General features: G+C 62.9%; 8 protein-coding genes and 1 pseudogene. 7 read left to right on the top strand and 2 right to left on the bottom strand.

Translation table 11 applies throughout. The features are described from left to right. The 7 genes from exoK (at window position 1) to AC1D3C_RS15120 (ending at window position 8,305) form a co-directional block, all read left to right on the top strand. Window positions 1-798: an endo-1,3-1,4-beta-glycanase ExoK gene (gene exoK / locus AC1D3C_RS15150; protein WP_247135901.1), complete on the top strand. Its 798-nt coding sequence runs from the start codon at window positions 1-3 to the stop codon at window positions 796-798. Between the two features lie 68 nt (window positions 799-866). After that, a complete protein-coding gene (locus tag AC1D3C_RS15145) occupies window positions 867-2,027 on the top strand; it encodes a glycosyltransferase (RefSeq protein ID WP_477483509.1) in 1,161 nt (386 codons plus the stop codon). A gap of 38 nt (window positions 2,028-2,065) precedes the next feature. Beyond that, window positions 2,066-3,046 carry a glycosyltransferase family 2 protein gene (locus tag AC1D3C_RS15140; RefSeq protein WP_477483508.1) on the top strand — a complete coding sequence of 327 codons (981 nt, stop codon included), beginning with the start codon at window positions 2,066-2,068 and terminating at the stop codon, window positions 3,044-3,046. After that, window positions 3,046-3,975: a glycosyltransferase family 2 protein gene (locus tag AC1D3C_RS15135; protein WP_477483446.1), complete on the top strand. Its 930-nt coding sequence runs from the start codon at window positions 3,046-3,048 to the stop codon at window positions 3,973-3,975. The genes AC1D3C_RS15140 and AC1D3C_RS15135 overlap by 1 nt, the downstream gene beginning before the upstream one ends. Next, window positions 3,972-4,997 carry a glycosyltransferase family 2 protein gene (locus AC1D3C_RS15130; protein WP_477483445.1) on the top strand — a complete coding sequence of 342 codons (1,026 nt, stop codon included), beginning with the start codon at window positions 3,972-3,974 and terminating at the stop codon, window positions 4,995-4,997. Before AC1D3C_RS15135 ends, AC1D3C_RS15130 begins: the two co-directional genes overlap by 4 nt. Continuing rightward, entirely contained in the window at window positions 4,988-5,893 is a 906-nt protein-coding gene (locus tag AC1D3C_RS15125; protein WP_247033099.1) for a UTP--glucose-1-phosphate uridylyltransferase, read from the top strand. The genes AC1D3C_RS15130 and AC1D3C_RS15125 overlap by 10 nt, the downstream gene beginning before the upstream one ends. A 75-nt stretch (window positions 5,894-5,968) precedes the next feature. Beyond that, complete coding sequence (locus AC1D3C_RS15120; RefSeq protein WP_477483444.1) at window positions 5,969-8,305, top strand: polysaccharide biosynthesis tyrosine autokinase; 2,337 nt, start codon at window positions 5,969-5,971, stop codon at window positions 8,303-8,305. Window positions 8,306-8,360: 55 nt separating this feature from the next. On the opposite strand, the gene cysG is transcribed toward AC1D3C_RS15120, so the two are convergent. Together cysG and AC1D3C_RS15110 are read right to left on the bottom strand one after the other, a co-directional pair. Next, window positions 8,361-9,848 (bottom strand): siroheme synthase CysG, encoded by a 1,488-nt coding sequence (gene cysG, locus AC1D3C_RS15115; protein WP_477483443.1) that lies wholly within the window; start codon window positions 9,846-9,848, stop codon window positions 8,361-8,363. Beyond that, a pseudogene (locus tag AC1D3C_RS15110) lies at window positions 9,820-12,431 on the bottom strand (nitrate reductase). The gene cysG and the pseudogene AC1D3C_RS15110 overlap by 29 nt, the downstream one beginning before the upstream one ends. Window positions 12,432-12,459: the final 28 nt, after the last annotated feature.

The following is a 12,459-nucleotide window of genomic DNA, read 5'->3' as shown; positions in this document are numbered from 1 at the left end:
ATGACGGCTAAGGCCAGACAGATTCAACTAACCTGCCAGGTTATCATCGCTGCCGCGGTGTCTGGACTTCTCTCGCCCGCAGCACAGGCCCAGCAGGCTAACGCGGGCAAGTCCTTCGTGGAAAACTTCGACGGACTCAACCGTTCCTTCTGGTACGTCTCGGACGGCTGGAACAACGGCAAGCATCAGAATTGCAACTGGTCGAAGAAACAGGTGAAAGTCGAGGGCGGTACTCTGCAGCTCGGCTTTGCGCAGGACAAGGCCAGCGACCGCGACTTCGCCTGCGGCGAAATCCAGACCAATGCGCGTTTCGGCTATGGCACCTATGAGGTGCGGATGAAATCGGCATCGGGCTCAGGGCTCAATTCGGCGTTCTTCACCTATATCGGCCCGACCGACAAGAAACCGCATGACGAGATCGACTTCGAAGTGCTCGGCAAGAATACCGGCCAAGTTCAGGTCAACCAGTATGTTTCCGCCAAGGGCAATAACGAAAAGCTGGTGCCGGTCGCCGGCGGTGCGGACCAGGGCTTCAACGACTATGCCTTCATCTGGGAGGAAAACCGCCTCCGTTACTTCGTGAACGGCAAGCTCGTTCAAGAAGTAACGGACAAGGCGAAGATACCGCAGAACCCTCAGAAGATTTTTCTCAGTCTCTGGGGAACCGACACGCTCAAGCAGTGGATGGGCGCATTTTCCTACACTCAGCCGACCTCGATGACCGTCGACCGGGTCGCTTTTACCGCGCTCGGCGAGCCCTGCCGTTTTCCTGAATCCGTGCTCTGCACGCTCGGCTGAGCTGCCTCGGCGGCTCGACAATGGAGTTGGACGATTTGACGTTGAACGTTCTCTATCTCGCGCATGACATGGCCGACGCGGCTATCCGGCGGCGCGTGCTGACCTTGAAGGCCGGTGGTGCGAGCGTCACCGTCGCCGGCTTCGAGCGCGGCGCGAACGTGCTTGCCGAGGAGCGGGATGTGACGACCGTTTCACTCGGGCAGACGGCGGACGGGCGTTTTGCGCAGCGCATCGGAGCGGTTCTTGCCGCGCGCATGAGGCTGAAGCGGACGCTGGCCGGTATCGCCGTGCCCGACGTCATCATCGCCCGCAACCTGGAGACGCTGGCGCTTGCCGGACGTGCTGCGTCCATGTTCAGCCGCCGGATTCCTGTCGTTTACGAATGCCTCGATATTCACCGCCTGCTTCTCGACGAGGGGATGAAGGGTCGTCTGATGCGCCAGGCGCAGCGGTTCTTCGGCCGCCGGGCGAGCCTGCTGATCACCAGCTCCCCGGCGTTCGTGGATAATTTCTTCAAACCGCGTTCAGGCCTCGACCTTCCGGTTCTGCTTCTGGAAAACAAGGTGCTCGCCCTCGAGCCGGAACCGGTGTCCGAGCCAACCCTGCCCCGTCCGCCGGAACCGGGCAAGCCCTGGCGGATCGGCTGGTTCGGAGCGATCCGCTGCCGCAAGTCGCTCGATATACTGATCGATTTTGCGGCCCGCATGGACGGCAAGGTTGAGATCGTATTACGCGGCCGCCCCGCCTACAGCGAATTCGACGATTTCGATGCGGCGGTCGCGGCTGCCCCGCATGTGGAGTTCCACGGTGCCTACCGCAATCCGGAGGATCTCGCTGCGATCTACGGCGACGTGCAGTTCACTTGGGCGATCGATTTCTTCGAGGAGGGGCTGAATTCCAGCTGGCTGCTGCCGAACCGCCTTTACGAAGGCGGGCTTTACGGAGCGGTGCCGATCGCGCTGGCCGGCACGGAGACCGGCCGTTTCGTCGGCAAGCGAGGCATCGGTCTGGTGAGCAATCACGTGACGGGGGAGACCCTCGAAACGCTGTTCAACGAGATGACGGAAGCGCGCTACGTCGACCTTTTTTCCCGGCTCGCGGCCGTCGAGCGCAGCCAGTGGGTGACCGGACCGGCGGAATGCCGCGCTCTTGTTTCGCGGCTCGCCGCCCTACATCCCAATGTCCCGTCGCCGGCCGAAATGCCGGCCGTTTCAACCGTGCAATCGTGAGGTGGAGTATGGTTTTGCGTTCTCACTCCAATGCCCAGATGTCCGAAATCCGGACGCTTCTGGTGATCCCATGCCTCAACGAAGCGGCGACGATCGCGCCGTTGCTGCATAAGCTGAACGGCCAGCGCGGCGACATGGACATGCTGATCGTTGTCGCCGACGGCGGCAGCCAGGACGGCACGCCGGACATCGTCCAGGACCTTATTCCGGAAATCCGCGACCTCGTGCTGATCGGAAACCGCAAGCGCATCCAGAGTGCAGCCATCAACCTCGCCGTCGACCGTTTCGGCGAGGATCGCGACTTTCTCATCCGCATCGACGCGCATGGGGATTATCCGGACGATTACTGCCGGACGCTTCTGCAGGAGGCCGTCGAAATGGACGCCGACTCCGTCGTCGTCGGCATGGAGACGATCGGCTTCGGCACTTTCCAGAAGGCAACTGCGGTGGCGCAGAACTCGAAGCTCGGAAACGGCGGTTCGAAACATCGCGCCGGCGGCGGCGGCGAGTGGGTCGATCATGGCCACCACGCGCTGATGCGGATTTCGGCCTTCCGGGCCGTTGGCGGCTATGACGAGAGTTTCAGTCACAACGAGGATGCGGAACTGGACTTCCGGCTGCGCGCGGGCGCTTTCCGCATTTGGATGACCGGCAAGACCTACATGACCTATTATCCGCGTTCGACCGCCTCGGCGCTGTTCCGGCAATATCTCGCCTATGGCCGGGGCCGGGCGAAGAACCTCGTCAAGCATCGTTCCATTCCAAAGCTCCGGCAGGCCATCCCGCTGGCGGTCGCGCCGGTCGTCCTCGGCGCGGTACTTGCACTTCTGTATTGGTGGGCGGCGGTGCCGATGGTCGTCTGGGCCGCGGCCTGCATCGGTTACGGCTTCTGGCTCGCGGTGGGGCAGAAGAACCCTTACGGCCCGCTTGCCTCGCTTTCGGCGATGATCATGCATTTCGCCTGGTCGGCCGGCTTTTGGCTGGAGCTGATCGGCATCCGGCCACGGAGGATCGCTTGATGACGGCAGAGGAAAAGCCGGTCCGCATCGATATCGGCATCTGCACTTATCGGCGGCCGGAGCTGGCCGAGACGCTGATTTCGCTCTTCGAGATTGCCGTCCCGGCAGGCGCGGAATTGCGCCTGATCGTTGCCGATAACGATGCGAGCCCGAGCGCAAGCGGGCTGGTGGATGGTTTGCGGGCGCGTTCGCCGTTCCCGATCCGCTATGTGCATTGCCCGAAGTCGAATATCTCGATCGCCCGCAATGCCTGCCTTGCCGAAAGCGATGCGGACTACCTCGCCTTCATCGACGACGACGAGACGGCGGAACCTGAATGGTTGGCCGGACTGATGGCGATGGCGAGGAGCACGGGGGCAGACGCCGTTCTCGGCCCGGTTCGAGCCGTCTACGGATTGCAAAGCGCCAGCTGGATGCGCAATGGCGATTTCCACTCGACGATGCCTGTCTGGGTCGGCGGGCAGATCAGGACCGGTTATACCTGTAACGTCCTCCTCCATTTGCGCTCACCGGTCGTCGCGGGCCGCAGGTTTGCGCTCTCGCTCGGCCAAAGCGGCGGCGAGGATACACATTTCTTCACCGCTTTGACTGATGCCGGCGGGCGGATCGAATTTGCGCCGGATGCGGTGATCGAGGAACTGGTACCCGAAAAGCGGGCAAGCTTTTCCTGGCTTGCCAAGCGCCGGTTCCGCTCCGGACAGACACATGGACGCATTCTCGCCGCCAAGAACTCCGGTCTCGGCCGCCTCAAGCAGACCGGTCTCGCGATGCTGAAGCTCGGTTATTGTCTGGCGGTGACGGTGGCAACCCTCGCCTCGCCGGTTACCCGCGTTCGCTACGCCCTTCGTGCGGCACTCCATGCCGGTGCGGTCACGGGCACGCTCGGCGTCCGAGAGATCCGCCAATACGGAGCCGCCGAAGCCACATGACGATGCATGATCTGCAGGCCCCGGATTTCCAGCCCGACGTGAGCTTCGTGATTGCGGCTTACAACGCCGAGGAGACGCTTGCGCGCGCGATCGACAGCGCGCTTGCGCAGATCGGCGTGACGCTTGAAGTGATCGTCGTCGACGATTGCTCGACCGATGGGACGCGAGCCATCGCGGGGGCTTATTCGGATCACCGCGTCAGGCTGATTGTCCAGGCGGTGAATGGTGGGCCGGCCGCCGCACGTAATGCCGGACTTGCCGCGGCAAGGGGGCGTTGGGTCGCGATCCTCGATTCCGACGACTCGATTTACCCCACCAGGCTTTTGACCATGCTGGAGCGGGCCGAGAATGCGCGGGCGCAGATCGTCGTCGATAATCTCGACGTCATCCCGTTCGATGCCGGCGAGCCCTATGAGATGTTCTCCAAGGAGGCGCTCAGGCAGCGGTCGATGATGACGCTTGCCGATTTCATCGGCTCGAACGTGATTTTCCAATCGACCTTCAACTTCGGCTACATGAAGCCGATTTTCGAACGCGCATTTCTCGTCGAGCACGGGCTGCGCTTCGACGAGGCGCTGCGGGTCGGCGAGGACTACCTGCTGCTTGCTTCCGCCCTGGCGAGCGGCGCGCGATGCGCGGTCGTGCCGGAGATCGGATATATCTATCACCTGCGTCAGGGTTCGATCTCGCGCGTTCTGGAGCAGAGCCATCTGGATGCGATGCTGGCCTCCGACAGCGTTTTTCTCGCCCGCTACAACCTCGATGCGAAAGCCTCGGCCGCCCAGCGCAGGCGCACCCGCAGCATCCTCGAAGCGGGTTCATTTCTCACGCTCGTCGACGAAATCAAGAAGGGTTCCGTCGGCGGCTTCCTGAAAACGGCAATCGAAAACCCACGTGCGCTCCGACTTCTGCGCATGCCGATCGCCGTTCGCATGCGTCGGCTGGTGAAACGGCCGACGTCAACTGAAAATCCGATCAATAGGGCGGGGGCGCCCTCAGAAAGGACGAAGGAATGGACATGAAAAGACCAGTTCGAAAGGCGGTGATACCCGTCGCAGGCAACGGCACTCGGTTCCTGCCGGCCACCAAGGCCATGCCGAAGGAGATGTTGACGATCGTCGATCGGCCCGTCGTTCAATATGCGGTCGACGAGGCCATGCAGGCGGGAATCGAGAACATCATTTTCGTGACCAGCCGCAACAAAACCGCGATCGAGGACTATTTCGACAGCGCGCCGGAGCTCGTGGCGACGCTGACCCGTTCGGGCAAGACGGTCCAGGTTACCCAGCTCGAAAAGATGCTGCCGGTCGCCGGCACCGTCAGCTATACGCGCCAGCAGGTGCCGCTCGGGCTTGGTCATGCGGTGTGGTGCGCCCGCGAACTGGTGGGCAACGAACCCTTCGCACTGCTTCTGCCCGACATGGTCTCCTACGGTTCGCAGGGTTGCATGGCGGGGCTGATGGATCTCTATGAAGAAGTCGGCGGCAATGTCTTCGCGGTCGAGGAATGCGCACCCGAAGAGACGTCGAGCTACGGCATCGTGGGGGTCGGCCACAGCGTGCCGCACGGTTTCGAGGTGACGGAAATGGTCGAAAAGCCGAAACCTGCCGAGGCGCCGTCCAATTATTACCTGAATGGGCGCTATATTCTGCAGCCGGAAATCTTCGAACTGCTGGCCCGGCAGGAACGCGGCGCCGGCAACGAAATTCAGCTGACGGACAGCATGCACAAGCTTGCGCAGGTCCAGCCGTTCCATGCGCATCCCTATCAGGGACGCACATTCGATTGCGGCAGCAAGCGCGGCTTCATCGAGGCGAATGTCGCCTTCGCCATGCTTCGCCAGGACATGGGGGCCGAGATTTACGCCTCCATCAAGGAATTGCTGATGTCGCACGAAACGCGGGTCAAGGCCGCCTGACGCGCATTCAAGTCATACGAGGCGGATGGCGGCGGTTCCGCCATCCGTCCCCCAAAGCTCCAGAAAGCGAGCCCTATGGATCAGGTAAACTTCAGACCGAGAACGATATTCCCGAGCGAAACGCGGGATCACGACACATTCATCGATCTCGATAAGCTCTGGGCAGCTGCGATCCGTCGTTCGGGCGTCATCGTCGTGTGCCTCGTTGTGACGGTTGTCCTTGCCGGGGGTTACCTCGTGATGGCGCAGCCGATTTATACCGCCCTGACGCAGATCCTTATTGACGATAACCTTTCGCGTTACGCAGACGACCCTCAGGACAGTCAGACGGCCCAGCAGATCGACAATCGCATGTCGAGTGCGGTCGAGATCCTGAAATCCAAGGCCTTGGCGGTAAGGGTGGTCGACAAGGCCAAGCTCGACCAGAACGAGGCGGTGGTCAACCCGCCGCAGTCGCCCGTCGATCTTGCCAAGGGCGCCATCCGCAGTGTCGTTGCGCTTCTGACACCCGGCAGCCCACCGCCTTCCGAGGAGAATGTCAGGATGGGCCGGGTCGAAAAGGCGGCGGCCGTTCTGCAGCAATCGCTGACCGTGGAGCGTGTCGGTCGCAGCTCGGTGATCGCCCTGTCCATTCGTTCGCCAGACCCGCAGCTTGCCGCGATGATCACGCGGACCTATGCGGAATCCTATCTGACCGAACAGCTCAACGCCAATTTCGATGCGACGGAGCGGGCTTCGCTCTGGCTGCAGGAACGGTTGAACGACCTCAACACCCGCTCGCAGCAGGCCTCGCTTGCCGTCGAGCAATTCAAGACCCAACACGGTCTGGTTTCGCCGCGCGGCGAACTCCTGTCGACGCAGCAGCTTTCGGATCTCAACAGCCAGCTGATCGTCGCCCAGGCCGATGCGGCAACCGCTTCGGCACGCTACAACCAATATCAGGCGATCATCGACAAGGGGCCTGACGCGGCCGTTCAGAACGCAGTCGTTTCGGCTCGCGATACGGACAACACGGTCATTCAGGACCTCCGCAAGCGGTATATCAACATTTCCGACCGCGAGCAGGGCATCATCCAGCAGTTCGGCGCAAACCATCCGCAGGCGGTCGCGCTCAAGACGGAAAAGAGCGAACTCGCGCAGCAGATTTATCGCGAGCTGCAGCAGTTGACCGGCAGCTTCCGCAACGTGTTCGAAGTGGCGAGTTCGCGCGAAAAATCGCTGCGTGAGAGCATCGACCGGGTTGCGGGCCGCAATTCGGAGGCGAATGTCTCGATGGTCCAGCTGCGCGAACTGGAGCAGAAGGCGGCGGCGCTGAAGACGCTCTACGAATCCTTCCTCGGTCGTTTCGAAGAGGCAACACAACGGCAATCCTTCCCGATCGCCAAGGCTCGCGTGATCTCTGACGCTGGCCTGCCGACTGCCCCGTCCAGCCCGCGCAAGACGCTGACCATGGCGCTCTCCGTCGTGCTTGGCCTGCTGATCGGCGGCGCGGCGGCAACGCTCTTGGAATTCCGCGAGCGGTTCTTCCGGACCGGCGACGATGTGCAGGAGAAGCTTGGCCTTCGCTTCCTCGGCTACCTGCCGAAGGTCAGCGGTGCCTTCGCGGAGGACGCGCCGCCACCGCCACCAACTGAGGCCGAGGCGGCCGGAGCGCCTCCCGGCAACCCGATCTCGTTCCGCCGATTGATGCGGGTCGCGGTCGAGGCGCCGCGGTCTCAATTCGCCGAGACGCTACGCAATGCCAAGCTTGCCTGCGATATCATGCTGCAGGAGCGGAAGTGCCGGGTGATCGGCGTGGTCTCCTGCCTGCCGGGCGAAGGGAAATCCATGGTCGCCGCCAATTTCGCCGGACTGATCGCCTCGACGGGCGTTCGCACGCTGGTGATCGACGCCGACCTGCGCAATCCGGGCCTCAGCCGCATGCTGGCCTCGGAGCCGGAAGTCGGACTGGTCGAAGTGGTGCTCCAACAGACGCCATGGACCAATGCCGCGCGTGTCGACCGCCGGTCGCGCCTGACGATCCTGCCGATGACGACGCGTAGCAAACAGCTTGCCCATACGAGCGAACTCCTCGCTTCTTCCGGCATGAGCCACTTCCTCGAAAGCATCAAGGATACATTCGACGTCATCGTCGTCGATCTGGCGCCGCTCCTCCCGGTTATCGATGCGAAGGCCTTCGAGCCCTATGTCGACGGTTTCGTCTTCGTCACCGAATGGGGCGTGACCCCAGCGAAAGCGGTGCAGTCGGTGATCCGGTCCGAGCCGCAGATCGCTTCGAAAACGGTGGGCGTGATCCTCAACAAGACAGAGATGTCGGAGCTGCACCGATATGCGGATCCGGGCGCGCCGGAGCGGCTGCACAGCAGCTACGTCTCCTATTACAAGGACGGTTCGGCCTCCGCACCTCGCTGACCTGTGATCTAGCTGACCTGTGATTCAAGGGGCGGTTTTTACCGCCCCTTTTCCGTCAGGCGCTTGCTGCGGCCTGGTCGTTCCACTGCGTGCAGTCGCCGAAATCGACCTTGCGAAATACGTGGCCGATGCCGATCAGCACGGGTTCATCGATGCCGATCTCTGCCATGGCAGCAGCCATCTCGTTCAGCCGTCCGGCCCAACGCCGCTCGTTTGRCCGGGTCACCGCGCTGACGATCACGACCGGCATGTCGTGCGTCATGCCGGCGTCCGTCAGCTTGCTGACGATCTCGCCCGCCGTGCGTCCCGCCATGTAATAGATGGTCGTGGTTCGCGGGTCGGCGAGGCTTTTCCAGTCCAGATTGTCCGGCAGCACGCCCTTGCGCGAATGGCCGGTGACGAAACGAACGCCCTGCGCATGGTCGCGGTGGGTGAGCGACACACCGAGCCGCGAGGCCATGGCGCTCGCCGAAGTGATGCCCGGCACCACGTCGACGGGGATGCCTTCTCGTTCCAGGCAGGCGATCTCCTCGCCGGCCCGGCCAAAGACCATCGGATCGCCGGACTTCAGGCGGACGACGCGTTTGCCCGCCTTGGCGAACTTCACCAGCATATCGTTGATGTCCTCCTGGCGGCAGCTTACCCGGCCACCGCGTTTTCCGACCAGCATCCTTTTCGCCTCGCGGCGCGCGAGTTCCAGCACCTCGTCGGAGACGAGATCGTCGAACAGGATGACGTCGGCCGCCTGCAGGGCGCGCACGGCCTTCAGCGTCAGAAGTTCGGCATCGCCAGGGCCGGCGCCAACGAGGGTGACACGGCCCTTCTGGGCCGAGGATGCGACGCGGCAGGCATCGGCGAGGATAGCGGCTTCGCTGCCCGATCCCGGTTCGCTGCCGAAGGCGCGGTCCACGAAACGTTCCCAGAAGGCCCTTCGCTGCGGGCCGGGCACTAGGCGGTCGTTGATCTTTTCCCTGAGCGATTGGGCGAGTTCCGCCCAGCTTTTCAACGAGGCTGGCAGCAGGGTTTCGATACGGCGGCGGATCGCCTGCGCCAGGATCGGCGCCGCGCCATCGGTCGAGATGGATACGACGACCGGTGAGCGGTTGACGATCGAACCGAACTGGAACTGGCAGAAGGCGGGTTTGTCGATGACATTGACCGGCACGCCGGCCGCGCGGGCAGCATTGAAAAACGCCTGCGCCTCGTCCTCATCCTCGCAATCCGCAATCGCAATCGCAATCGCTGCGACCTCGAAAATCGAAGGGTCCCACACCTTCGGATGATGGATAAAGCGGCCCTGCGGATGTTCCGCCCCGCGTTCGATCAGCTTTTCGAAGGTCTCGGACAGTCTATCCGCATAGACATGCACATTGGCGCCGCAGGCGGCAAGCAGCTCGGCTTTCCAGGCAGCCGCATCCGACCCACCGGCAACGATGACGGGCCTGCCTTCGAGCGCCCAGAAGACCGGGAGCTTCGCAAGCGGCGCCATGCGGGCACCACGATCAGGAGATGCTTCATTCCGCGGCTGCTGCAAGACATCCATCGATGATCCCCCTGATTTCAGCGCGGCAGGAGCCGCAATTGGTGCCGGCATTGGTTGCTTTTCCGACGGCCTCGACGCTGTGACAGCCGGTCCTGACCGCGCCGATGATCCGGTTGACGCCGACCGAAAAGCAGGAGCAGACGGTGGCGCCGGGATCGGGCTGGTCGGCCCCGGGGCGCCCGGCGACGATCGCAAAGCGCTTGCGCAAGTCGGCGTGTTCGGCGGCAAGTTGGCCGATTGCCCAGTTGCGGGCGACGGCGACGGGCTGGTTCGCGAGGAAAAGTGCGGCAAGCAGCTTTCCGCCGTCGAAGAAGGCGAGGCGCAGGTCGCCGGACTGATGGTCGGCATAACCGAGCGGCTCGATCTCGGCAGGGATGCCGAATGCTGCCCGGCACCAGGCCACCCAGTCCTCGACCGGGTCCGCGAACGCCAGCTCGATCCGCCAGCCGCCATCGGCTTTGGCGAGCGCCCAATAATCCGCTTGCGGGTTCAGGGGTTTCAAGGCGGAAACGGCAAAGCCGTAGAAACAAGCAGCGAATGGCCGGGCGGCAATCGCGACATTCTTCGAAGCCGGTTGGCCGGAAAACGGGTCGGTGACGGGTGCGACCAGCGCATCGATGCGGGCTTTTGCGGCGAACTGGTCGTTCCAGTGCATCGGCACGAAGACGTTTCCACGGGCCTGGCGTTCGGTGACCAGAGCCCGCACGATTGCCTTGCCGTGCGGGCTTTCGAGTTCGACCAGGCCGGCGCCGCGAATGCCGAGTTCCATCGCATCGCGCGGATGGAGCTCCGCAAAGGGCTCGGCGATATGGCCGGAAAGCCTGGCACTTTTCGCCGTTCGCGTCATCGTGTGCCAATGGTCGCGGATGCGGCCGGTATTCAGCGTCAGCGGGTATTTTTCGTTGGTACGGTCGCCTTGAGGGGGAGATGGCCGGCAGGCCAGAGGGGGGTATCTCCCAGCGGAGCAGGCCATTGGAACGGCGTCAGTGCATCGTATCCCTCTTCGCCGATTTCGACACACGCTCCGATATCGAAATCCCGGCTGCCCTCGTTCTCGAAGGCCGAAAGTGCGGCATGTTCGGCGAAGATCTCAGCCGCAGATTGATAATCGAAGCCGTCAAAGCCCATGCGTCGGCCGACCTCTGCCATCTGCCACCAATCGGCCTTGGCTTCACCAGGCGCGGAGAGAAACCAGCGCTGGCGGGAGATGCGGCGTTCCGAATTGGTGACGGTGCCGTCCTTTTCGCCCCAGCCGACCGAAGGCAGCAGGACATGGGTGTGGCGGGCCGTGTCGGTGTCCCGAAGAATGTCGGAGACCACCACGAAAGGACAGGCCTTGATGGCAGCCTCGACCGCATCGGCATCCGGCATCGAAACGACCGGATTGGTGGCCATGATCCACAGCGCCTTGATCCGTCCGTCGGCGACGGCGCGGAACATGTCGACGGCCTTTAGGCCCGGCTTTTCGGCGATCCGCGGCGAGGCCCAGAAACGCTGCACCCGGTCCCGATCGTCCGCGCTTTCGATCGCCATATGGGCGGCGAGCATGTTGGCGAGACCGCCGACCTCGCGGCCGCCCATGGCATTCGGCTGGCCGGTCAGCGAAAACGGTCCCGTGCCCGGCCGGCCGATGCGGCTGGTCGCCAGATGGCAGTTGATGATGGCGTTGACCTTGTCCGTCCCCGACGCCGACTGGTTGACGCCCTGGCTATAACAGGTGACGATCTTTTCCGTCGTCTCGAACAGGTGAAAGAACTCGCGAAGCTGCATCGCGGGCAGGCCGGTTCGCTCCATCAGTTCCGTGAAGGAAAGCGCGGAAGCGGCGGCAAAGGCTTCGCCAAAACCTTGCGTATGCGCGGCGATATAGTTCTGGTCGATCGCCGGGCTTTGCGCCAGGTGGGCGAGCAGGCCCATGAACAGCGCCACGTCGCCATCCGGCCGGATGCCCAGATGCAGGTCGGCAATGTCGCAGGTCATCGTCCGGCGCGGATCGATGACGACGATCTTCATGCCCGGCCGCGCGGTCTTGGCTGCTGCGAGCCGCTGATAGATCACCGGGTGACACCAGGCGAGGTTGGAGCCTGTGAGGATGACCAGATCGGCGAGTTCGATATCCTCATAGGTGCCGGGAACGGTATCGGATCCGAAAGCGCGGCGGTGGCCGGCGACGGACGAAGACATGCAAAGCCTGGAATTGGTGTCGATATTTGCCGAGCCGATGAAGCCCTTCATCAGCTTGTTGGCAACGTAATAGTCTTCGGTCAGCAACTGGCCGGAGACGTAGAAGGCAACAGAATCCGGTCCGTGTTCGGCAATGGTTTTCGAGAATTTTTCGGCGACGAGATCGAGCGCCTCGTCCCAATCCGTCTGCCGGCCGAGGATCTCGGGGACGAGTACCCGACCGTCGAGATCCACGGTTTCCGCCAGTGCCGATCCCTTGGAACAGAGCCGGCCGAAATTGGCCGGGTGTTCCGGATCGCCTTTGACCGTCACGGCGCCGTTGTCCGCCACTGTGGCGATGACGCCGCAGCCGACGCCGCAATAGGGGCAGGTCGTCCTGGTGGTGTTTCCACCCGCCTGCATTTCCGTTTCCAGAAGGCCCGCCCCCATC

The sequence above is a fragment of the Neorhizobium sp. P1_A6 genome (assembly GCF_056406795.1).
Note: the sequence above shows the minus strand (reverse complement) of the source record. Positions and strands in the feature narration are given on the sequence as shown.

What these genes read in the sequence shown, in the direction of transcription:
- AC1D3C_RS15125 (WP_247033099.1), top strand. Translation starts at nt 4,988, where the DNA reads ATGGACATGAAAAGACCAGTTCGAAAGGCGGTGATACCCGTCGCAGGC.
- AC1D3C_RS15145 (WP_477483509.1), top strand. Translation starts at nt 867, where the DNA reads ATGGCCGACGCGGCTATCCGGCGGCGCGTGCTGACCTTGAAGGCCGGT.
- AC1D3C_RS15120 (WP_477483444.1), top strand. Translation starts at nt 5,969, where the DNA reads ATGGATCAGGTAAACTTCAGACCGAGAACGATATTCCCGAGCGAAACG.
- exoK (WP_247135901.1), top strand. Translation starts at nt 1, where the DNA reads ATGACGGCTAAGGCCAGACAGATTCAACTAACCTGCCAGGTTATCATC.
- AC1D3C_RS15135 (WP_477483446.1), top strand. Translation starts at nt 3,046, where the DNA reads ATGACGGCAGAGGAAAAGCCGGTCCGCATCGATATCGGCATCTGCACT.
- AC1D3C_RS15130 (WP_477483445.1), top strand. Translation starts at nt 3,972, where the DNA reads ATGACGATGCATGATCTGCAGGCCCCGGATTTCCAGCCCGACGTGAGC.
- AC1D3C_RS15140 (WP_477483508.1), top strand. Translation starts at nt 2,066, where the DNA reads ATGTCCGAAATCCGGACGCTTCTGGTGATCCCATGCCTCAACGAAGCG.